Annotated in this window: 23 protein-coding genes; 13 read left to right on the forward strand and 10 right to left on the reverse strand. The window is 58.6% G+C overall.

Annotated features, from left to right (window positions below; genetic code table 11):
- Window positions 1–61 precede the first annotated feature (61 nt).
- The gene (thpR, locus tag IP85_RS14300; RefSeq protein WP_054150352.1) at window positions 62–655 is read left to right on the forward strand and encodes an RNA 2',3'-cyclic phosphodiesterase; all 594 of its coding nucleotides are present in this window, start codon (window positions 62–64) and stop codon (window positions 653–655) included.
- Here the strand turns inward: thpR and IP85_RS14305 are convergent.
- On the reverse strand, window positions 604–1062 hold the full coding sequence (locus IP85_RS14305; RefSeq protein WP_054150435.1) for a low molecular weight protein-tyrosine-phosphatase: 459 nt from the start codon (window positions 1060–1062) through the stop codon (window positions 604–606). The genes thpR and IP85_RS14305 overlap by 52 nt on opposite strands.
- A 28-nt stretch (window positions 1063–1090) precedes the next feature.
- Here IP85_RS14305 and IP85_RS14310 point away from each other — a divergent pair, with 28 nt between their 5' ends.
- The 4 genes from IP85_RS14310 to rlmN all read left to right on the forward strand — a co-directional run bounded on the left by IP85_RS14310 (window position 1091) and on the right by rlmN (window position 4088).
- Complete coding sequence (locus tag IP85_RS14310; protein ID WP_054150353.1) at window positions 1091–1393, forward strand: 4a-hydroxytetrahydrobiopterin dehydratase; 303 nt, start codon at window positions 1091–1093, stop codon at window positions 1391–1393.
- 69 nt (window positions 1394–1462) lie between these two features.
- Window positions 1463–1843: a YkvA family protein gene (locus tag IP85_RS14315; protein WP_054150354.1), complete on the forward strand. Its 381-nt coding sequence runs from the start codon at window positions 1463–1465 to the stop codon at window positions 1841–1843.
- Between the two features lie 265 nt (window positions 1844–2108).
- The gene (locus IP85_RS14320) at window positions 2109–2612 is read left to right on the forward strand and encodes an invasion associated locus B family protein (protein WP_054150436.1); all 504 of its coding nucleotides are present in this window, start codon (window positions 2109–2111) and stop codon (window positions 2610–2612) included.
- A gap of 237 nt (window positions 2613–2849) precedes the next feature.
- On the forward strand, window positions 2850–4088 hold the full coding sequence (rlmN, locus tag IP85_RS14325; protein WP_156322909.1) for a 23S rRNA (adenine(2503)-C(2))-methyltransferase RlmN: 1239 nt from the start codon (window positions 2850–2852) through the stop codon (window positions 4086–4088).
- A 33-nt stretch (window positions 4089–4121) separates the two neighbouring features.
- On the opposite strand, the gene IP85_RS14330 is transcribed toward rlmN, so the two are convergent.
- Window positions 4122–4763, reverse strand: a complete 642-nt coding sequence (locus IP85_RS14330; protein WP_054150355.1) for a LysE family translocator — start codon at window positions 4761–4763, stop codon at window positions 4122–4124.
- A 74-nt stretch (window positions 4764–4837) separates the two neighbouring features.
- Complete coding sequence (locus IP85_RS14335) at window positions 4838–5701, reverse strand: SDR family NAD(P)-dependent oxidoreductase (RefSeq protein WP_054150356.1); 864 nt, start codon at window positions 5699–5701, stop codon at window positions 4838–4840.
- Between the two features lie 101 nt (window positions 5702–5802).
- Here IP85_RS14335 and IP85_RS14340 point away from each other — a divergent pair, with 101 nt between their 5' ends.
- Window positions 5803–6051, forward strand: a complete 249-nt coding sequence (locus IP85_RS14340) for a type II toxin-antitoxin system ParD family antitoxin (protein WP_054150438.1) — start codon at window positions 5803–5805, stop codon at window positions 6049–6051.
- 393 nt (window positions 6052–6444) lie between these two features.
- On the forward strand, window positions 6445–7668 hold the full coding sequence (locus tag IP85_RS14345) for an argininosuccinate synthase (protein ID WP_054150357.1): 1224 nt from the start codon (window positions 6445–6447) through the stop codon (window positions 7666–7668).
- Between the two features lie 54 nt (window positions 7669–7722).
- On the opposite strand, the gene IP85_RS14350 is transcribed toward IP85_RS14345, so the two are convergent.
- Both IP85_RS14350 and IP85_RS14355 read right to left on the reverse strand, forming a co-directional pair.
- Window positions 7723–8913, reverse strand: coding sequence for a multidrug effflux MFS transporter (locus tag IP85_RS14350; RefSeq protein ID WP_054150358.1), 1191 nt, complete (start codon window positions 8911–8913; stop codon window positions 7723–7725).
- Window positions 8914–9021: 108 nt separating this feature from the next.
- Window positions 9022–9450, reverse strand: a complete 429-nt coding sequence (locus IP85_RS14355; RefSeq protein WP_054150359.1) for a hypothetical protein — start codon at window positions 9448–9450, stop codon at window positions 9022–9024.
- Between the two features lie 197 nt (window positions 9451–9647).
- On the opposite strand from IP85_RS14355, the gene IP85_RS14360 reads away from it, so the two are divergent.
- The 3 genes from IP85_RS14360 to IP85_RS14370 all read left to right on the forward strand — a co-directional run bounded on the left by IP85_RS14360 (window position 9648) and on the right by IP85_RS14370 (window position 14379).
- Entirely contained in the window at window positions 9648–11711 is a 2064-nt protein-coding gene (locus IP85_RS14360) for a M3 family metallopeptidase (RefSeq protein WP_054150360.1), read from the forward strand.
- A 156-nt stretch (window positions 11712–11867) separates the two neighbouring features.
- A complete protein-coding gene (gene typA / locus IP85_RS14365; protein WP_054150361.1) occupies window positions 11868–13688 on the forward strand; it encodes a translational GTPase TypA in 1821 nt (606 codons plus the stop codon).
- Between the two features lie 184 nt (window positions 13689–13872).
- Complete coding sequence (locus tag IP85_RS14370; protein WP_054150362.1) at window positions 13873–14379, forward strand: GNAT family N-acetyltransferase; 507 nt, start codon at window positions 13873–13875, stop codon at window positions 14377–14379.
- An 11-nt stretch (window positions 14380–14390) separates the two neighbouring features.
- On the opposite strand, the gene IP85_RS14375 is transcribed toward IP85_RS14370, so the two are convergent.
- Window positions 14391–15017: a hypothetical protein gene (locus IP85_RS14375; RefSeq protein WP_054150363.1), complete on the reverse strand. Its 627-nt coding sequence runs from the start codon at window positions 15015–15017 to the stop codon at window positions 14391–14393.
- A gap of 128 nt (window positions 15018–15145) precedes the next feature.
- Between IP85_RS14375 and ppa the strand changes: the two genes are divergently transcribed.
- Complete coding sequence (gene ppa / locus IP85_RS14380; protein WP_054150364.1) at window positions 15146–15682, forward strand: inorganic diphosphatase; 537 nt, start codon at window positions 15146–15148, stop codon at window positions 15680–15682.
- A gap of 4 nt (window positions 15683–15686) precedes the next feature.
- Here ppa and IP85_RS14385 read toward each other — a convergent pair whose 3' ends face one another.
- The 3 genes from IP85_RS14385 to IP85_RS14395 all read right to left on the reverse strand — a co-directional run bounded on the left by IP85_RS14385 (window position 15687) and on the right by IP85_RS14395 (window position 16990).
- The gene (locus IP85_RS14385; RefSeq protein WP_054150365.1) at window positions 15687–16001 is read right to left on the reverse strand and encodes a DUF167 domain-containing protein; all 315 of its coding nucleotides are present in this window, start codon (window positions 15999–16001) and stop codon (window positions 15687–15689) included.
- A complete protein-coding gene (locus tag IP85_RS14390) occupies window positions 15998–16288 on the reverse strand; it encodes a YggT family protein (RefSeq protein ID WP_054150366.1) in 291 nt (96 codons plus the stop codon). The genes IP85_RS14385 and IP85_RS14390 overlap by 4 nt, the downstream gene beginning before the upstream one ends.
- 240 nt (window positions 16289–16528) lie before the next feature.
- Window positions 16529–16990: a hypothetical protein gene (locus tag IP85_RS14395; protein ID WP_054150367.1), complete on the reverse strand. Its 462-nt coding sequence runs from the start codon at window positions 16988–16990 to the stop codon at window positions 16529–16531.
- Window positions 16991–17073: 83 nt separating this feature from the next.
- Here IP85_RS14395 and IP85_RS14400 point away from each other — a divergent pair, with 83 nt between their 5' ends.
- A complete protein-coding gene (locus tag IP85_RS14400; RefSeq protein WP_054150368.1) occupies window positions 17074–17520 on the forward strand; it encodes a DUF6641 family protein in 447 nt (148 codons plus the stop codon).
- Between the two features lie 350 nt (window positions 17521–17870).
- Window positions 17871–18941 carry a flagellin gene (locus IP85_RS22425; protein WP_082347717.1) on the forward strand — a complete coding sequence of 357 codons (1071 nt, stop codon included), beginning with the start codon at window positions 17871–17873 and terminating at the stop codon, window positions 18939–18941.
- A 1262-nt stretch (window positions 18942–20203) separates the two neighbouring features.
- Here IP85_RS22425 and IP85_RS14420 read toward each other — a convergent pair.
- On the reverse strand, window positions 20204–21505 hold the full coding sequence (locus IP85_RS14420; RefSeq protein WP_054150372.1) for a hypothetical protein: 1302 nt from the start codon (window positions 21503–21505) through the stop codon (window positions 20204–20206).
- Window positions 21506–21861 lie beyond the last annotated feature (356 nt).

Genomic DNA, 21861 nt, shown 5'->3' on the forward strand with positions numbered 1-21861 from the left:
TGCGCCTGATGTCATTGCATGATTCGCTGTGAGCACCTGCAAAAGATTCGGGGAGCGCTCCATGCCGAGATTGTTCACTGCCCTCGAAATTCCGCGCAGCGCTGCAATGAGCCTTTCATTGCTGCGCGGTGGCCTCCCCGGGGCTCGCTGGATCGATGTGGAGAATTACCACATCACGCTGCGCTTCATCGGTGATGTGGACGGCCGAACGGCAGACGAAGTCGTCGACAGGCTCGACCGGATCGACCGCCCCGAATTCTCCCTGACCCTGAATGGTATCGGTTCCTTTGGTTCAAAGAAGCCGCATTCGATCTGGGCAGGCGTCTCTCCTGCGCCCGAACTCTTCGCGCTGCAGAGCGAGATCGAGCGCATCTGCCAGCGCATCGGCTTGCCGCCGGACCCACGCAAGTTCACCCCGCACGTGACACTTGCCCGCTTGAAGGCCTCGCGCGTCGAGGATGTCGTTCACTACCTGAGCGGCCGTGGCAACTTCCATACCATGCCATTTTGCGTTGGACGCTTCGTGCTCCTGTCGTCCCGGGAATCCGTCGGCGGCGGTCCCTATCTCACCGAGGAGATCTTCCCTCTCTACGAGACGGGTGGTTACTCGAATTTCGAGACGACCGCGCAGCAGCCCGAAAAAAGCATGCTGTAGACCCGCTCGAAATCTTCAGTTTCACCGTAGTAGGGGTCGGGCACATCTTCTTGCCTCCCGAATGCGAGCTCGGCGAAGAGATGCAGGGCAGCTGTCGCGTCCTGCGGCCGAAGCGTTTGCAGGCTTGCCAGGTTGCTTCTGTCCATCGCGACCACCAGATCGAACCGGCCGAAGTCCTGTGGCTGCACCTGACGGGCGCGCTGCCGGGAGATGTCGATCCCGTTTGCCGCCGCGGCCTTGATCGACCGGCGATCCGGCGGATTTCCGACGTGCCAGTTGCCAACTCCGGCCGAAGCGATCACGGGCTTTTCGCTGGTCCCTGCGGCAAGGTGGCGGTAGATTCCTTCCGCCAGCGGTGACCGGCAAATGTTGCCCAGGCAGACGAAGAGAATGGATGGTGCCGGCATCGGTTGATCCAGAAGGAGGAGTTTCAGCATGAAATACGAGAAACTGGATACGACGTCCATCGCAGCGCGGTTGGAGGAGTTGCATGGCTGGGCGCTGGGGCGTGATGGTGCCGCGATCGAAAAACACTTCGTCTTCCGCGATTTTCGCCAGGCCTTTGGCTTTATGGCGGAATGTGCGCTGGCTGCGGAAAAGCTCGATCACCACCCGGAATGGTTCAATGTCTATAAAAAGGTCGATGTGACCCTCACGACCCATTCTGCCGGCGGTGTGACGGAACTCGATTTCAAGCTCGCCGTTCTCATGGAACTGGCAGCTGCCCGGAACGGATGACGGTGATTGAAGTTGCAGGCTGCCATTCACATATGATTGATCGGGTCCGAACGAAAGGATCGATGGGCTATGGATGACGTGAAGATCGGTGAGATCCTGCTTCCCGGCGACGAGGAAACCCAGGAGCGACAGGAAGCGAAGGTTCGTAGCCGTTTTTGGCCAACCTTCAAAAAGGCTGCCCGACAGATACCGTTTTCGCGGGATCTTGTGGCCGCTTACTACTGTGCCACTGATCGCGAAACGCCCTTTCGTGTCAGGGGTATCCTGTTGGCGGCTTTGGGCTATTTCGTCCTGCCGATCGATGTCGTGCCAGATATTCTCGCGGTTGTCGGCTTCACCGATGACATCGCGGTACTCACCACGGCGATCGCCCTGATCAACAGGCATATCAAGGATCGCCACTATGAGGCAGCCGACGTCGTCCTGGCGGACAAGGAGAGGCGGGCCTGAACTTTGCCACAGGCTGCCTTGATGCCCAAAGCAGCCCAACTCTTGCCTTTTTCTTTCCTTCTACATCATCGGCAGGACCGAGGTCCCAAAACCGTTTTTTGCCGGATTTCGGGGCGCTAGACGGTATGCCGACACCGAATGTGACAACAAGGCGTGCGTCGTTCACCGTTTGGTAAGGTAAATTAAGTCAAACTGAACACAGGTTTTGACGATGAGCGCCCGGTCTTTTGGCTGGGTGATGGATGGAAACAACCGGCAGGAAGACATGTTCGTAAGAAGTAGCGTAACCGCACTGGCAATCCTCCTGGCGAGCAGCGGGCTCGCCAACGCGCAATCGCCCACGCGAATCGAGCAGTTCAGGGCCTGGGGTGCCTACTCCTACAAGTCGAATGGCGGCACCGTGTGCTACGTGCTTTCCGTTCCGACGGCCAAGGAGCCGGCGAGTGTCAATCATGGCGACATCTTCTTTGTCGTCTCGCAGCGCCCGGGTCAGAACATCTCGTATGAGCCACAGGCCATGATGGGGTACCCGATGAAGGGCGACTCCAAGGTGAATGTGACGATCGACAACAAGAATTTCGTGCTGTTCGTCAAGGACAGCTCGGCATGGGTCGAAAACGCAGCCGAAGAACCGGCACTCGTTGCCGCCATGAAGGGCGGCTCGACCATGACCGTCAAGGCGACGTCGGCTCGTGGCACGGCCACAAGCTACACCTACTCGCTTTCGGGGATCTCTGCCGCGCTGCAGAAGATCGAGAACTGCAGGTAAGCCTGCATTGCATGTTTGGTTTGGGGAAGGCCGGCGCAACATCGCCGGCCTCCTTCATTTCTGCATGACCGCCCTTCGTGAGGTCGGGGTGACGGAAGGCAAAAAAGCTGCTATTGGCCGCTGCAAACGAAAGCGATGGGGCCGTTCCCCTGTTCGCAAGGTCCACGAATCCATATCTGCCAGCCGGGAAAGCGCTCCATCCGAGCGTCCTTGTCCTGTGGTCCAGAGGTCCAGACGATGACTGTCACCGTGACGCTTCCAGAGCGTAGCCAGACTGCGGCCCCGCTTCGCCCGGCCGCTTCCCTTGAGAAACCGAGCCTCATCGGCCTCGATCGTGAAGCCTTGGGCGCTGCTCTGCGGGACAAGGGTGTGCCCGAGAAGCAGATCAAGATGCGCGTGGCGCAGATCTGGAACTGGCTCTACGTTCGCGGCATCTCCGACTTCGATCACATGGCGAATGTCTCCAAGGACATGCGTGAAATGCTGAAGACGCATTTCACGATCGCGCGCCCGGAAATTGTCGAGGAGCAGGTGTCCAACGACGGCACTCGCAAGTGGCTGCTGCGCTTTCCTCCGCGCGGTGCCGGCCGTCCGGTCGAGGTGGAAAGCGTCTATATCCCGGAAGAAGGACGCGGTACGCTCTGTATCTCGAGCCAGGTCGGCTGCACGCTGACCTGTTCCTTCTGTCACACCGGCACCCAGAAGCTGGTGCGCAACCTGACGGCCGAGGAAATCCTCTCGCAGCTTCTGCTTGCCCGTGACCGTCTCGGCGATTTCCCGGACCGTGAAATTCCCGTCGGCACGATGATGCCGTCGAGCGATCGCAAGATCACCAACATCGTCATGATGGGCATGGGCGAGCCGCTTTACAATTTCGAAGAGGTGAAGAAGGCGCTGCTGATCGCGACTGATGGCGACGGCCTGTCGCTGTCCAAGCGTCGCGTCACGCTGTCGACTTCCGGCGTCGTACCGGAGATCTACCGGACCGGCGAAGAGATCGGCGTGATGCTGGCGATCTCGCTGCATGCCGTGCGCGATGAGCTCCGCGACATGCTGGTGCCGATCAACAAGAAGTATCCGCTGAAGGAGCTGATCGAAGCCTGTCGCAACTATCCGGGCTTGTCGAATGCCCGCCGCATCACCTTCGAATATGTGATGCTGAAGGACGTCAACGACAGCCTCGAGGATGCCAAGGGGCTGATCCAGTTGCTCAAGGGCGTGCCGGCGAAGATCAATCTCATCCCGTTCAATCCCTGGCCCGGCACCAATTACCAGTGCTCGGACTGGGCGCAGATCGAGAAATTCGCGGACTTCATCAATCAGGCCGGTTTTGCCTCGCCGATCCGCACACCGCGTGGCCGCGATATTCTTGCTGCCTGTGGTCAGCTGAAAACGGAATCGGAGCGCATGCGCAAGACCGAGCGTCTGGCGTTTGAAGCGATGATGATCGCCAATCACGGCGAAGACGACGATTGAGGGTGAGGCGGGACGGTTGTCCCGCTTTCGATCCTACTTGGCCTGCGTCATGAAGATCTTCACCGCGAAGATCGAGAAGACGCCGGCGAAGGTATAGTCGATGCCACGCAGCACCTTGCGGTTCGTCTGCAGCCAGCTCGACATGAAATCCGCTCCATAGACGATGCCGACGCCGATCGGCAGCGACAGGATGATAGACCACATGCCGAGGAAGATCAGCTTGCCCGTCACGTTTGGGTCGGTGGCGGTGACGAATTGCGGCAGGAAGGTCATGAAGAAGATGATGACCTTGGGGTTCAGGAGATTGACCCAGAGCCCGTTCAGGAAGGCGCCCTTCTTCGAGACGACCGCATCACCATCCGCCTTGATGACGAAGTTCGAGCCGTGCCTGACAGCCTGCAGAGCGAGCCAGAGCAGATAGGCAGCTCCCCCGGTCTTCAGGAGCATAAATGCCGTCGGCGAGGCGACAATGAGGGCCGAAATGCCGAAGGCGACCAGCATGGTGTGGATCGAGATCCCGAAGCTGGTTCCGGCGAGCGTCATCAGGCCAATCGTCCGACCGTCGCGTAGGGAGCGGCTGATCCACAGCGTCATGTCGGGACCGGGCGTGATCGCTAGCAGCAGAAGTGCAAGACTGAAGGCAAGAAAGACGGGAAGGCTCGGGATAAAATCCATTGATGTCACCGCATGTCGAAGCACCCGCGACCTGCGGGTGCTTCATCCTTAGCGGCCTTCATCTACCTTGCCAATCAGCCTTTCGGGACGGAGAGATAGGTCTTGAAGGCGTCAGCATAATCGGGATGCCAACGCGACAGCGGCGGCCGGTTCTCGATGATGTCACCGGCAGCCCAGGCGATGCGCTTCTCGTCCAGCGCGCGGTTCACATCGTTATCCGGGCAGAGAATATAGAAGTCGCCACTGACAAGGCTTTCCAGCATGAACTCGACAGTCTCTTCCGGCGTCCATGCGCCGGACGGCTTCTCGGTGCGGCCGTTCGCCGTCAGGCCCGTGAAGACGAAGCCGGGGATCAGCAGGTGGGCGGTAACATTGCAGTCCGGCGTGTTGCGCAGCTCGTGCTGAAGCGCTTCGGTGAAAGCTTTCACGCCGGCCTTCGAGATATTGTAGGCCGGGTCGCCCGGGGGCGTCGTGATGCCCTGCTTGGAGCCTGTGTTGATGATGAGGGCCGCATCCTTGTGGGCGACCATGCCCGGGCCGAAGGTGCGGGTGCCATTGATGACGGCCATCAGGTTGACGCCGAGCACATTGTCCCAGTTGGCTTGCGGACCGAACAGCGCACTGCCCGGCTGGATACCCGCATTGTTCATCAGCACATGCACGCGTCCGAAACGCTGGATGACGGCGCGCTCCAGCGCTTCGAGTTCGTCCAGTTTCGACACATCTGTGCCTATTGCAACGACATCCGTGTCACCACTAGCGGAAAGTGCTGCAACCTCCAGGGCTGCCGCGGCCAGCTGGTCGCCTTCGAGGTCAACCAGAACGACGCAGAGACCCATGCCAGCAAATGCCTTGGCGGTGGCGAGGCCGATGCCCGAGGCGGCGCCGGTGATGACGGCGACATGACCTTTTTCGAGCGCGGGATGCTGGGTCGTCATGGCGAACTCCTTCAGAACCTGTAGTGTTGTGGCTGGTCGCGATATGGTACCCTGCCCTGACATCGTCAACGTGACAGCGCTCGATGGAGGCAATGCTGCCCATGAACAAGTTTACGACCGTCACGGTCTCGGGGGAACTGGCGGAGTTCATCGAAGCCAAAATTTCTGCTGGAGATTATGCCTCGGAAGCCGAGGTCATTGAGGCTGCCCTCGCATTGCTGCGCGATGAGGTGGATGGCCTGGCCGCTATCCAGGCTGCTATCGATGAGGGTGAGGCCTCTGGTCAGCCGCAGCCGTTTGACTTTGATGAGTTCATCGATCGCAAGCCTCGCCGCTCCGCCGCCGAATGAAGCCCCTGATTGTTTCGCCGCGGGCTGCTCACGACCTCGACGCGCTCTTCGACTACACCGAAGAGCGTTGGGGTTTGGATCAGGCGATTGCATACACGCTTGGGATCAGGCGCAACCTTCAAGAAATCTGCGAGGGACGACGCTATGGCCGGAAAATTCCCGGACTTAGGTAAGCCTATCTCAGCGTAGCGTATCAATCCCACTACCTCATCTATCGAGAGACGTCGCATTCCATAGTGCTGATCCGGATCCTTCACCGGCGCATGAATATCGGTCGCCATCTCTAACCCAGTTGCCTCCCGCCCTTGCACGTCAGCGGAATCTCGCTAAAAGTGCCGCCATTCTTGATCCAGGCGGGGTTTGAGCCTCGCTCCTTCCAGACGGAACATCGACATGGCACTCCCCAAAGACGTGAAGAAAGTCGTCCTCGCTTATTCCGGCGGTCTCGACACCTCGATCATCCTGAAATGGCTCCAGACCGAACTCGGTGCTGAAGTCGTGACCTTCACCGCCGATCTCGGCCAGGGCGAAGAGCTCGAGCCGGCCCGCAAGAAGGCCGAGATGCTCGGTATCAAGGAGATCTTCATCGAGGACGTGCGCGAAGAGTTCGTGCGTGATTTCGTCTTCCCGATGTTCCGCGCCAATGCCGTCTATGAAGGCGTCTACCTGCTCGGCACTTCGATCGCCCGTCCGCTGATCTCCAAGCACCTGATCGACATCGCCAAGAAGACCGGCGCCGATGCCATCGCCCACGGCGCGACCGGCAAGGGCAATGACCAGGTTCGTTTCGAACTCTCGGCCTATGCGCTGAACCCCGACATCAAGATCATCGCACCCTGGCGCGACTGGGCGTTCAAGAGCCGCACCGATCTGCTCGCCTTCGCCGAGCAGAACCAGATCCCTGTTGCCAAGGACAAGAAGGGCGAAGCGCCGTTCTCCGTCGATGCCAATCTCTTGCACTCCTCGTCCGAGGGCAAGGTTCTCGAGGATCCGTCCGTCGAAGCGCCGGAATACGTGCATATGCGCACGATCTCGCCGGAAGCCGCACCGGACAAGGCCACGATCATCAAGGTCGGCTTCGAAAAGGGTGATGCCGTCTCGATCAATGGCGTCCGTATGAGCCCGGCCACGCTCTTGGCTGAACTCAACACCTATGGCCGTGACAACGGTATCGGCCGTCTCGACCTCGTCGAGAACCGCTTCGTCGGTATGAAGTCGCGCGGCGTCTACGAGACCCCCGGCGGCACGATCCTTCTTTCGGCACACCGTGCGATCGAATCGATCACGCTCGACCGTGGTGCAGCCCACCTCAAGGACGAGATCATGCCGCGTTACGCCGAGCTGATCTATTACGGCTTCTGGTTCTCGCCGGAGCGCGAAATGCTGCAGGCTCTCATCGACAAGAGCCAGGAGCATGTCGAAGGCGAAGTGACGCTGAAGCTCTACAAGGGCAATGTCATGGTCATCGGCCGTGAATCGACGAAGTCGCTCTATTCCGACCAGCTCGTCACCTTCGAAGACGACCAGGGCGCCTACGACCAGAAGGACGCCGCCGGCTTCATCAAGCTGAACGCGCTTCGGCTGCGCACGCTCGCCAAGCGCAATCTCGGCAAATAAGCCAGTTCAGACATTCAAGATCGCCCGTCTCCCCCTCGGGGGAGGCGGGCTTTTTCATGCCTTGCGTTCGAGGTGGCGGAGCCAGAAGAAACCGGCGACAGCGCTCAGTTCCATGAAGGGTATGATGATGCCGAAGGCGGTCAAGGGATCGCCGATCGATGCGGCGATAACCCCGCCGGCAAAGCCTGCGCTCATCTGCAGGAAACCGGTTAAGGCGGATGCCGATCCCGCAATATGCGGGAAGGGAGCCATGCTCGTCATCACGACATGGGGGCTCAGGAAGGCCAGACCGAAGGTGCAGACGGCCACCGGGGCCATGACGGAAAGGAAGAAGGGCGGCACGAATGCGACCGAAAGCGCCATGATGACAGCGCCCAGGCCGCAGAGGGCTATGCCGATCCGAGACGCCGTCAGCCCCGAAATCTTTCGGGAGACGAGTTTCAGGGTGAGCGATCCTGCGAGGTATGCGCCTGATTGCATCAGCATGCCCAAACCAAACGCGGTCGGTGTCAGGCCGACCTCGTTGATCAGGACGAAGGGCAACATGGTCGACTGCGCATAGAGCGCGCCGATAGTGCCACTCAGGACGAGCGATGCTGCGAGGAAGCGGGCATTGCGGGCGACCTCGATATAGTTGCGCCACAACCGGCTGGGCCGCAAACGACCCATGTCCGGGACGATTGTTTCCCGGAGCAGAAACACCGTGAAGGCCATCGCCACCAGGCCGAAGGCGACCATCAGCAGGAAAACCGCATTCCAGCCGAAAGCGGCGAGCGTCAGCCCGCCGAGGGTTGGCCCCATGGCCGGGCCCACCGCGAGAAAGATGCCGATCGTGTTGAGAATGCGGGAGGCATCCGCGCCGGTGTAGAGGTCTCGAACGATCGCGCGCCCGACGACAACGCCGACGGAAGCGCCGATGCCCTGAACGAGGCGCGCGGCGAGGATGAACTCGACGCTGGGGGCCAGCGTCGCGAGAAGTGATCCAACGAGATAGATTGCCAGAAAGATCAACGTCGCCTTCTTGCGTCCGAGCGCATCAGCGAGGGGGCCTGCGACCAGCTGGGCAAGCGCGAATCCGGCAAAGAACATCGAGAGGCTGAGTTTGATTGCTGCATCGGTCGTGCCGAAGGCGCGTACCAGCTCTGGCATGGCCGGTGTGTAGATGGCCATGGAGATTGGGCCGAGCGTGGTCAGGAAAGCACCGAGGAAGGTGGTGCGACGCTCGCTCATGCGCATCGGTGTCATCAGAACTCGTCCGGAATCAAGAAGAAAGGCGCCACTGCGGCGCCTCCTGCTGATGACTTAGTGCGATTGTGGTCCGGGATCGAGTGCCAATTGTCGCTTCCTGCGCGATCAGGTCGATTTCGAAAAGAAATCCAGAACCTTCGAATAGGAGCCCGCCATGTCCATGTCGCCGATCATCTCGGCAAGCGACTGCTGTGTCCGGTAGTATTCAGCATAGTCGAAATGGGAGTCGTCGGTCAGTGTGGACAGATCCATCATCTTGCCGTTGCGATCGACGATCTGCAAGGGCAGCTCCGTCGAGAGTTCGCGATAGGTGTCGGCGTCGATCTCTTCCCGCTGAAAGCTCTCCGACGCAATCTCGCGCAAGCGGCGGGGCGTCATGTTGGCGAAGACCGACAACGCCTCTTCGAAAACCTCGGTTTCTTTCGAGACCGCTACCTGCGGCGAAAGCTCGGGTAGGCCGACATTGGATTGCGGGCTGCTTTCTTTGACGCGAAGGGAGGATGCGCCTACCGGTTGGATCGGAAAGATTTCCATGGCCGTGACCGTCCTTTCATAGGATATATCGATCTATGTTCTTATTCGAAACTACGTCAATCAGCGCCTGAACCCGTGGTGGAAAAATTCTGCCTTGTTCACCGATTTTTGCGTGCTCACCCATATGTTGCCGGGATAACATGGAGGAAAATCAGTGCTTCGCTCCTTTGCAGCGCGAAGCTTCAGGAGGTTTTCGCATGGTCCAGTCGTATGTTTTCAATCCCGCCGTCACCGAGTGGCAGGGGCCGCATGGCCTGCCGCAGTTCGAGAAGGTTGGCGACAACGACTATGCGCCGGCCTTTGACGCGGCGCTGAAAGAGCATGACGCAGAAATCGATGCGATCGCGAACAATCCTGAACCGGTGACTTTCGCGAACACGATCGTTGCGCTGGAAATCGCGGGCGACGCGCTCTCCCGTGTGTCGGCCCTGTTCTGGAACCGTGCCGGTGCCCATACCAATCCCGACATCCAGGCTCTGGAGCGCGAGATCGCGCCGAAGATGTCGCGCCACTATTCGAAGATCGGCATGAACGCGGCGCTGTTCCGCCGCATCGATGACCTCTGGACACGCCAGGCGGATCTCGGGCTGACGGTTGAGCAGACCCGCGTTCTGGAACGCCACTGGAAGGGCTTCGTGAAAGCGGGTGCCAAGTTGCCGAAGGCCGAGCAGGAGCGTCTGGCGGCGATCAACGAAAGGCTCGCGAGCCTCGGTGCCAGTTTCGGCCAGAACGTCCTCGCCGACGAATCGTCGTGGACCCTGCCACTTGTCGGCGAGGAGGATCTCGCTGGTATCCCCGCCTTCCTGCGCGATGCCATGGCGTCTGCGGCTGCCGCCCATGGCGGCGGACACAGCCATGTGGTGACACTGTCGCGGTCGATCATCGAGCCCTTCCTCACCTTCTCCGAACGTCGCGACCTGCGCGAGATCGCCTTCAAGGCGTGGACCTCGCGCGGCATCAATGGCGGGGCAACGGACAACCGGGAAATCGTCAAGGAAACCCTGGCTCTCAGGGCAGAGAAGGCGGCTCTGCTCGGCTACAAGGACTTTGCCTCCTACAAGCTCGACAACACGATGGCGAAGACACCGGAAGCGGTGAACGGTCTCCTGATGCAGGTCTGGGAAAAAGCGGTCTCTCAGGCGCGCGCCGAAGAGGCCGAGCTTGCCGCCTTGATTGCTGAAGAGGGAAAGAACCATGACGTCGCGCCTTGGGACTGGCGCCACTACGCCGAAAAGCTCCGGGCACAGAAGTTCAATTTTTCCGAAACCGAACTGAAGCCCTATCTGCAACTCGAAAAGATCATCGAGGCCTGCTTCGACGTCGCGGGCCGCATCTTCGGCATCCGCGCCGTGCCGCTTGCCAATGTCGTTGGCTATCATCCGGATGTGCGGGTCTTCGAGATCCGCGACCGGAACGACAAGCTGGTGGCGCTTTTCCTCGGTGACTATTTCGCCCGTTCATCGAAGCGCTCGGGTGCCTGGATGAGCAGTTTCCAGGCGCAGCACCGGCTGCCGCTGAAGAACGGCCGCCAGGGTGAGCTGCCGATTATCTACAATGTCTGCAATTTCGCCAAGCCCGAAGCCGGCAAACCGGCGCTGCTGTCACTCGACGATGCCCGCACACTCTTCCACGAATTCGGCCACGCCGCGCATGGCATGTTGTCGGATGTCACCTATCCTTCTGTCTCGGGCACGGGCGTATCACGAGACTTCGTCGAACTGCCGTCGCAGCTCTACGAACACTGGCTGACGGTGCCGCAAATCCTCAAGACCTATGCGGTCCACTACCAGACCGGCGAACCGATGCCGCAGGCATTGCTCGACAAGGTGCTCGCCGCCCGAACCTTCAACGCGGGCTTCAACACCGTCGAATTCACCTCGTCGGCGCTGGTTGATATGGCCTTCCACACACGCGGGGCGGTCGAAGACCCGATTGTGGTGCAGGCCGAGGTGCTCGAGAAGATCGGCATGCCCGCTTCGATCGTCATGCGCCACGCCACGCCGCACTTCCAGCATGTGTTTTCCGGTGACGGCTATTCTGCCGGCTACTATTCCTACATGTGGTCGGAAGTCCTCGATGCCGACGCCTTCTCGGCCTTCGAGGAGACCGGCGATCCCTTCGATCCGGAGATGGCATCGAAGCTCAAGACCCACATTTATGCCTCGGGTGGATCGGTCGATCCGGAGGATGCCTACAAGGCATTCCGCGGCAAGCTGCCAAGCCCGGAGGCGATGCTGAAGAAGAAAGGGCTTGCCGCTTAAGGCTTGCAGTGCATCCGAATTTGCCGTCGGCGGTAACCATCGCCGGCGCATCGGGCGTTTCCCCCTTTCGCAAATGCAAAAAACAAGGTATGAGCGCGCCAAAGTAAATCGGCGCCACTCTCCCGTATTGCGCCCCAGCTATCAGAGATCACAAACATGAAAATGCGCAACATCGCGATTATCGCGCACGTCGACCATGGAAAAACGACCCTTGTGGACGAGCTTCTGAAGCAGTCGGGGTCCTTCCGTGAGAACCAGCGCACCGCCGAGCGCATGATGGATTCGAACGACCTCGAAAAGGAACGTGGCATCACGATCCTGGCCAAGGCGACTTCGATCGAGTGGAAGGGTCACCGCATCAACATCGTCGATACGCCCGGTCACGCCGACTTCGGCGGTGAAGTTGAGCGTATCCTCTCGATGGTGGACGGCGCGATCGTTCTGGTCGACTCCTCGGAAGGCCCGATGCCGCAGACCAAGTTCGTCGTCGGCAAGGCGCTGAAGGTCGGTCTTCGCCCGATCGTCGCGATCAACAAGATCGACCGTCCGGACGGCCGCCACGAAGAAGTCATCAACGAAGTCTTCGACCTCTTCGCCAATCTTGATGCGACCGACGATCAGCTCGACTTCCCGATCCTGTACGGCTCTGGTCGCGATGGCTGGATGAACGTGAACCCGGAAGGTCCGAAGGATGCCGGTCTCGCGCCGCTTCTCGACCTCGTGCTCGAGCATGTTCCGGAGCCTAACGTCGAAGAAGGCCCGTTCCGCATGATCGGAACGCTTCTCGAAGCCAACCCCTTCCTCGGTCGCATCATAACCGGTCGTATCGCTTCCGGCTCGATCAAGCCGAACCAGGCTGTCAAGGTTCTCGCCCAGGATGGCAAGACCGTTGAAACCGGCCGTATTTCGAAGATCCTCGCGTTCCGCGGCATCGAGCGCCAGCCGATCGAAGAAGCCCATGCTGGTGACATCGTCGCCATCGCCGGCCTTTCGAAGGGCACGGTTGCTGATACGTTCTGCGATCCGTCGATCACCGAAGCCATGACGGCACAGCCGATCGATCCGCCGACCGTCACCATGTCCTTCCTCGTCAATGACAGCCCGCTTGCCGGCACGGAAGGTGACAAGGTCACGAGCCGCGTCATCCGCGATCGCCTGTTCAAGGAAGCTGAAGGCAATGTCGCTCTGAAGATCGAAGAATCCGACGGCAAGGATTCCTTCTTCGTGTCGGGCCGTGGCGAATTGCAGCTCGCCGTTCTCATCGAGACCATGCGTCGCGAAGGCTTCGAGCTTGCCGTTTCGCGTCCGCGCGTCGTCATGCACAAGGACGAGAGCGGCCAGACTATGGAGCCGATCGAAGAAGTCGTGATCGACGTCGATGAAGAGCATTCCGGTGTCGTCGTTCAGAAGATGTCCGAGCGCAAGGCTGAAATGGTCGAGCTTCGCCCGTCCGGCGGCAGCCGCGTTCGTCTGCGCTTCTACGCACCGACCCGTGGCCTGATCGGCTACCAGTCGGAACTCCTGACCGATACGCGCGGCACGGCGATCATGAACCGCCTGTTCCACGACTACCAGCCTTACAAGGGTGCGATCACCGGTCGCGTCAACGGCGTTCTGCTGTCCAACCAGTCGGGTGAAGCTGTTGCCTACGCGATGTTCAACCTGGAAGACCGCGGCCCGATGATCATCGAGCCAGGTGAAAAGGTTTATGCCGGCATGATCATCGGCATCCACACGCGTGACAACGACCTCGAAGTCAACGTTCTCAAGGGCAAGCAGTTGACCAACATCCGCTCTGCCGGCAAGGACGAAGCCGTCAAGCTGACCCCGCCGATCCGCATGACGCTCGATCGTGCGCTCTCCTGGATCCAGGACGACGAGCTGATGGAAGTCACGCCGAAGTCGATCCGCCTGCGCAAGATGTTCCTCGATGCGAACGATCGCAAGCGCATGGAAAAGTCCAAGGCTGCCATCTGAGGCGCAAGTCTCTGAAAATATGTTTCGTTTTGAAACCCCGGTCCAAAAGGCCGGGGTTTTGTTTGTGCATCCTCCGCCTTCCGCCTTGCGAGTAATCTTAAAAAAGCGTTAAATTTTCTCGTTGGGCCGATGCAGGTCCAGGCTCCGCGTCTCATCAGGAGGCGCGCCAGAGTGGGTTTACGTTATGAAGACGTTGTCGATCGACATGCGCTTGGCAGGCCCCGGTGATGCCGCCGCGATCGCGGATGCTCATCGCAATGCCTGGATGCACGCCTATTCCGGTATCATTCCCTATCGTGCGCTGACCCGTATGGTCGAGCGCCGCGGCGAAAGCTGGTGGCGCAAGGCAACGCGCGGCCCCGCCACGATCCTTGTTGCCGAAGTGGCGGGTCAAGTCGCTGGTTATGCTTCCCTCGGCTACAACAGAGCGCGCGTCTTGCCGCATGAGGGCGAGATCTATGAGTTGTATCTCCGGCCCGAATATCAGGGTATCGGGCTCGGTTACCAGCTGTTCCACGAGGCGCGGCGGATTTTGAAATCGCTGGGCTGCAACGGCATGGTCGTCTGGTGCCTTGAAGACAGCGAGATTGCCGCAAATTTCTTCCGGACGAACGGCGGTACGGATGCCGTCGAGGGGATGGAAGACTTCGACGACGTGCACCTGAAGAAGCTTGGCTTCATCTGGAACTGACCGCGTTTGCCTCAGTCAACGACGTAACCCTCGGGCCAACTGAAGGTGCGCTCACTGGTCAGGTCGCCGCGCTTGCCATACCATTCCGGTGGCTGCATGCCGCAGTCGAAAGTGTCAGCAATATCGTCTGCCACCTGTCTGGCCACCCTGTTTGCGTCGGCGGTCGCCTTCGCATCCACCATCCCGACGAAGCAGGAGCCCGGATAGGCTGCCGTTCCGACGCGAGAAATGACAAGAACCTGGCCTGTGCTTTCCGGGCTGGGTGATCCGCTGGGTCCCGGGTTTTCGATGAACCAGCGCAAGATTGCCGCCACCGGCGTGCCCGTCCCATTGAGTCGCCACTCGATCTTCGTATTGACCCGGTTGAAGGCAGAAAAGCTCTCGAAGGCGCCCTCGATGAGTTCCCGATCGACCTTGCCGAAGATCACGCTCTGCCGAAGGTCGCCCTCCTTGAAGTAGACGGGAAACTCGCCGTAACCATCGCACTTCAGCGATACGCCCATCGGGTCCTCTGCCAATGTCTCACAGGCATCGAGGTCAAGATCCGTATAGCTGCTGTCGTTTGCGGGAGCGGGGCTCGCAAGTGTCAGGACGGTCAGAAGCGACAGGCCCGCCATCACTCCATTCTTCTTGTTCATGCTGTCTGCACTCCCCGTCTTTTGGCGTCGTGCCCGGTGACCTGCGACTCAGCCGAAAGCCGTGTTGCATTGCGCCATAATTCGCATTAGGTAGCGCAGGAATTCAACACTCTACGGGGTCCAATAATATGCGTATTGATGCAATTGCCATCGGCAAGAACCCGCCGGAAGACATCAACGTCATCGTCGAAGTTCCTGTCGGCGGCCAGCCGATCAAGTATGAGATGGACAAGGACGCCGGCACGCTGGTCGTCGACCGCTTCCTCTACACCCCGATGACCTATCCGGGCAATTACGGCTTCGTACCGCACACGCTCTGCAAGGACGGCGACCCGCTCGACGTTCTGATCTGCAACACGCGCCCGCTCGTTCCGGGCTGCGTCATCAATGTTCGCCCGATCGGCGTGATGATGATGGAAGACGATGGCGGCATGGACGAGAAGATCCTCGCCGTGCCGGTACCGAAGCTGACGCGTCGCTATGACAAGATCACCAACTACACGGATCTTCCGGAAATCACGCTGAAGCAGATCCAGCACTTCTTCGAGCACTACAAGGATCTGGAGCCCGGCAAGTGGGTCAAGATCGGCGACTGGATGGATGTCGATGCTGCCAAGCAGATCATTCTGGACTCGATCCAGCGCGCCAAGGACGAAGGCAAGTAAGTTCTCAGGCGGACGCGAGAGCGTCTAACCGCGATTTCAAATCCTCCGGGTCGCCCTCGATCCGGAGGATTTTTTGTCTTGAGGTTTCGCCGGAGACGACTGTTATCGTCGATTTCGGGACCTTCAAGGATTTCGAGAGCAGGGCGACAAGGGCCTTGTTGGCCTTGCCCTTTTCGGGCACGGCGGTCACGCGGGCCTTCAGATGTGCGAGGCCGTCGGCGGTGACCTCCACCCCGTCAAACGCATCGCGCCCGCCGTTCGGTGTCAGCCGGACGGCGGGCAGGAGATGGTCATGGCCTAAACGGTAGGGGCTTGTCACGCCACCAGCGGGTAGATGCTGTTCCAGAGGAACGAACGCAGGAAGAAGATGATCAGCAGCAGGACAATCGGCGAAATGTCGATACCGCCGAGATCCGGCATGAAGCGGCGGATCGGGCGGAGGGCCGGTTCGGTGACGTTGTGGAGGAACTGTCCAAGCGTCGCCACGAATCGATTGCTGGAGTTGATCACGTTGAAGGCGTAGAGCCAGGAGAAGATCGCACTGCCGATCAGAATCCAGGTAAAGATGCTCAGGGCAAGGTCGATCGTCTGAAACAGTGCGTACATTCAGGTCTCCATTTCTCGGTTGCGCAACATATGCGTTGCGCTATTTCGTGTCAATTCTGTTTCCCATTGATTTCATTGGGAAATTTGAGATTTCGCGTCGATGTCGCACACTCTCATGATGGTTAGTTCTCAGCGTGAACATATCATCAGCCAGTTAACGATCGACTTTGTTCCCCGCATGTAGTTTCGATGTCGTCAGTTTCCAACGATCTGGATCTGTTCGATCTGCAAGGCGAATGATCATTCTGCCTGCGCAGAGAACCTGTAGCTGACTATCGACGCTTTGCCGTAGCGCGGTGGTTCCGCTGCCAACATTAAATAACGAAACATCTGGACAGAGAGCATCTGCAAAACCGAAGGCAAAGCGTCCATCGGCATATGGCAAATCGCATAGGCTGATCGCGGCAGAGTGAGGTGCCCAGCGCTTCGGATCGGAAACAGCGGTGCGTCGCCCTTGTTCAGCTTATCATCGGGCAAGAAGGTGACTTCGATCGGCTTTCCCGCAAGCTTCTCGGGCGCAAGGAAGTTGCCGGAGACCACAAGATGCCGGTAGTCCTCGTAAGGAGCGCCCTTCAGGGTGTTCTTTGACACGGAAAAGAAGAAGTCCCAGTTCCAGGATGTGATCTCAACGGTGTAGCGCACGTCGTCGGCAGTTATGCGCGTCTTCTTTCGTTTGGCGCGAGGCTTTGTTTTTTCCTTCATGCGTTCACCCTCAACTCTTGGCTCGCCCTTTTGGCGGTCGGCTGTATCCCGGACATAGGAAACAAATCGGGAAAGGAATTGGCATGTCTCATTTGAAGGCCCTCAAGCTTACCTCAGCAGTTCCGGCTCGTGCATCCGCAGATCCCGTTCTCCGCGCACGCGAAAAGGTAGCGGCCGCGTTGGTGGAGCAGAAGCAGATGGCCGAAGCAAAGATTGCGGGTCGGATTTTCGCACCCACGCACGTCGTTCGGAAGAAGAACGCCGAAGGACAGCGTGTCGAGGTGGAAACCCTCAAGCGCGTCCGTCAGGGCTGGTTCGCTGACGAAGGCGGCAAGGTGTTCTTCTCGCTGCGCTATGCTGGCAAGTCGGTTGAATTCGCCCAGGGCAAGAACGCAATCGAGGTCGGTGAGCTGGCCGCGTTGCCCAAGATCATTGATACGCTTGTCGAGGCTGTGCGGGCTGGCGAACTCGACGCTCAGCTGACCATGGCTGCTGCTGAACGCGGCAAGCTGCTGCGCAAGTCCGCGTAAGCGAACGCTTGCAAAACTGCATCTTGAAAGCCATCGGATCATACTGATCCGATGGCTTTCAACCTTCTGGGGGGATGGTTTGGAAGGCTGGGGAAGCCGCCATAGAGCCCCCGGGAAACGCGTGGACGCCGGGATGCGACGCTGACAAGCAAACGGCCATAAACGCGCTGGAAGACGTGCGTACGCGTCTTGCTGACGTGCTTTAACGCTGCCCAGTGTTGCTGGTGCAGCCACGCCACGCTTGCTCCTGATGAAGGTAGCTCGCTCAGAATTCAATTTCATCCAAATTTAACTATGATTGTGTCAGTCTCCGTTGAAATCATTCGTGAAAATACAATAGCTCGAGTTTTATGAGTAGCATACATACCAACCATTCTTCGATCGCAGCACTTCAAAACCTTCGCTCCGTCAGTTCCCGCATGAGCGACACACAACAGCAGATCTCATCTGGCCTTCGTGTCGGTCAGGCAGCCGATGACGCCGCCTACTGGTCCATCGCAACGACGATGCGCTCGGAGAACCTTGCATTATCTGCGGTATCCGACAGCATCGGACTAGGACGCGCAATCCTCGATACGACCTACGCCGGAATGGAGCAGGTTCTCGACTATTTCCACGAGTTCAAGAACCTGCTGGTCATGGCAAAAGACCAGCTCCCAGCAGTGACGAACGGGACCTGGTACGATTACGAGCGAGACAGCGTCTATGACGGCACAGCGCTAGGCAAACTTGACCTACAGATGCGGGAGTTGTTCGACGCCATGACCGACACCATTGCGGCGTCAAGCTTCAATGGCGTCAATCTTCTTCAAGTCGAGAAAGGTGGTCGCAGTCTTGCGGAGAGTGTCAGCTTCGTAACCGGCATCCAGGGATCAACGATCCTGACCACCGACGTCCAGCTCAAGGACGTTGTGTTGATCAACTATAATCGAACCGGCGACTTTTACGACAACCAGCCGGGCGCGGAAGAGCAGGGAATTCTGGACGGGAAGGTCGATATCGTCACCTATGAGCTTTTCGCGACATACTTTAGCAGCTCCACCGGAAAGGTTGAACGCAACGGCGACCACTACATCATCCGGAACGGCTTGTGGAACTACAACAACACCCCTCCGTTTTCGTCGCAACCGTTGGAGACCTACTTCGACGACTTCATGAACGGGGTCGAAGGGAAGATCGAAAAGCTGACGCAGGCAATGGCAACGGTCGGCTCGCTCCAAACCCGTATGGCCATACAGGACAAGTTCGTTACCCTGCTTTCGGACCATGTCGAGAGCGGGATAGGCCGCCTGGTGGACGCAGACATGAACGAAGCCTCTACGCGGCTCAAGGCACTACAGACCCAAGAGCAGTTGTCGGTCCAGGCTCTTTCGATTGCCAACACGAGTGCCGACGTGATCCTCTCACTATTCCGGCAGTGACCGCGATCAAGGGCGCGCACAAAGCCTCTCAGGCAGCCCTTGGACGCGCGTATCAATTGGAACGCAATCACGTCCTGCCCCACGCGACAAACGCGCTAGACGGGCTCCTGTACGTCTTGTTGACAGCTTCAATTGGTCCGCATGCCTTTGCCAATTGGGCCGGACACTCAGCCGCTTGCCCTTGATCCGCCACGGGTGCAGACACGGGTTGTTGGAAGGCTAGGTGCCGTGTGACTGTGGAGGGGTGAGGTCAAGTTGTCAGGACAGGGACCGGACGAACGCTCAAAGGCAGCTTCGCCTCAGTTCGGAATAGCCCAGCAGCTCTTACGCACCAAGCGTCCGAATTCGAGCCTTCTGCTGGACCTGATCATCGACGGGAAGCCTCTGCGCCGTCGATACCATTCGCCGAAATACTGGGCTGCCCTTTTTCATTTCGCGGTCACTGAGGATCGCGAAGTCATAGTTCGAGAAATGGATTTGCGCGGCAGGTTCACGAAACTGTTTCCGCCGAGCCTGATGGGTCAACTTCGCTGGTTCGAAAAGTACCACGGCGAATGCCCGCCGGTCGCACGTCTATTCGATCCAGATGGGACAGCCGACATCCGCCTGCTGCGGTCTGCTGCAGGGGGGCTCGCGGTAGACGTAATTCACAACCTGAAGCCTGACGGGTATGCCCGGGATACCCTATGGCTGGCTGATGTCATGAGCCTGAGACCGCTGTGCGGCATCAACCTTATCCGCGATAGACCGAGGCGGAGCTGTTGATACTGACGTACCCCGGCGCATACGGCCGTAGAAGCAGACTGTTGAAACCGTTGCGACCCTCGAATATGAGCGATTTCAAGACGCGACGAAAGTAAGCGGTCCGCGTCGAAGCTCACTGAATACATGAGGAAATGGATCGTGCCGTCCCCTGCAAACCGCCTTTATCTTGCCCTCGCGGAGCTTCGCCACCATTGGCGTAACTTCCCTGTCGCACATATGATGCTGTTCCTTGAGGTAGCGCGCAACGATCTTGAGAAGCACGGGTGGGGCGTACTCGAAATTGGTGAACGGCTCGACATCACGCAAGCGACCGTATCTCGGGGAATTGTTGACCTTTCAGCTCGCACTGTTCCGTCCGGGGGCACCGAACCTATCGATCTTGTAACGACTGAGGCGGATCCAAAGGATCACCGGAAGCGGATACCGGTACTGACGGCTAAGGGGCGCAGGGTTTACGACAAACTCATACGCATCATGGATGAATAGGACCAGTCACTTCAGCCCCCTCGGCGGGCACGTATCCGTTCGCCATAGGCCAAAATGCGCTGCACGCGCTCGGACAGTGTCTCAAGTCCTGTAGTGCTGACAGGAGGTGAACCAGTGGTCTGTGTAAGAGGCTGCAAGACCGCGGGCAAAGCGGCGTGAGTGGGCTCAAGCTCGGTGTCATCAGTCCAGTTAGTATCTAGTATATTATTATTATACCTTACACCATCTGTTCGAACAAACAGAGCATCAAAGTCAACATCACAAATCCCACGAATACTCGACTTGTTTCCATCTGAGAGATGTTTACGACGGTCAGACATGGTCTTCCCTTTGACCATTCCCACCGTGGTGACTGTTGAGTTCGCCGATACCGCGCTCTTTCCCTGAGCTGATTTTGGTCCCATCACAAAGCGCAGCGACTGAAAGCCGCTTAGTTCCGACCGCAGCCATTCCGCGTATGCCCGAATGTCCTCATGTGGCCACCACATCCGCGCCTCTTCGCATTCGAGCTCTGCCTTTTCAGCTGCCACATAGTCCAAGGGATCGTCCATCGGACGAGCGTCTTCAATGCGGAACTTCATGCTGTATCGGGTGAGATTCTTGATGTTGATGTTCACACGTCGGTTTGGATTTAGTGGCCGGATATCCACCTGATACGGCGCCGTATGGCCATCCTTTCGCAAGGCCTTCGCGATCTCCTGCTCGGTCAAGTCGCCTTTGTTAACGATGGCGTGGAGGTGAGGAAGCCAAACCGTGGTATCGTCGGCAGCATCAGCTGGAAAATCAAGCTGTGCCAGGGCAAGCTTGGTGTTTCGTCCTGCTGCGTCCAGCTCGCCGCGTTTCATTCTCCCCATCTCCCAAAAACCGACCAGAACGAACTTGTCCCAGCGAGCGTCCAAGGAGCGTTGCCGTTCAACAAAGTTTCGCAGCCGACGCTTCTCCTTTTCGATCACCTCGGTCACGTCGGTCAGGTCTAAACGAGCCGGTAGGAGGATTGTCGCAAACGCCAAGTCCTCGTTGGTCGCATCCTTGAATGTCTCCCTGATTGCCTGTTTGGTCTGCTTACCACGCGCCCGCATGAAGCAGCGTGGGCAGAGGGGCATGCCGCAATAAAACACGTTGTTCCACTCGTCGACCTCGCCACACCGCTTCATCCTTGGCACCAATGGGTGATTATCACCGAGTGCATCCATGACTATCGCACGCTGTTCGTGATGCTTGGGCGACAGCCACTCCAATCGCCGCCGAACCCGCTGTGGGAACTGACGTGTGGACATAAGGGCGGCTCGGACTTCATCAATCTTTTTCTTCATTGGAAACTCCTAAAGTATGGCGGCCTGCTATTTATAAAGTAGCCTAATGCCGCCACCGTCGGAAAATAAATATAAAAAACAGGAGGATGGCGGGAATGAAGATCACTGAGCTTTATGAGGGTTTGCACGCGTGTTCGCTCGCACGATCCCAAGTCGAATTTTCTAGGATCTGGCTCGGTCGCAGCGACCGATACTATTCGTACCTGGTCGCAACACAGCGGGAGCCCGGTATTGCGGCGCTCCTCGCCGTGCTTTGGCGACTGGAGCGCCTCCAGGCTCTAGGCACTCATGCCGCCGACGCAGTCGACAGAATTGTCGACCAACTCCGTCGCCACATCGAGCTACGATCCATCAGA

It is taken from the genome of Rhizobium sp. AAP116 (genome assembly GCF_001295785.1).
Classification (GTDB): domain Bacteria; phylum Pseudomonadota; class Alphaproteobacteria; order Rhizobiales; family Rhizobiaceae; genus Allorhizobium.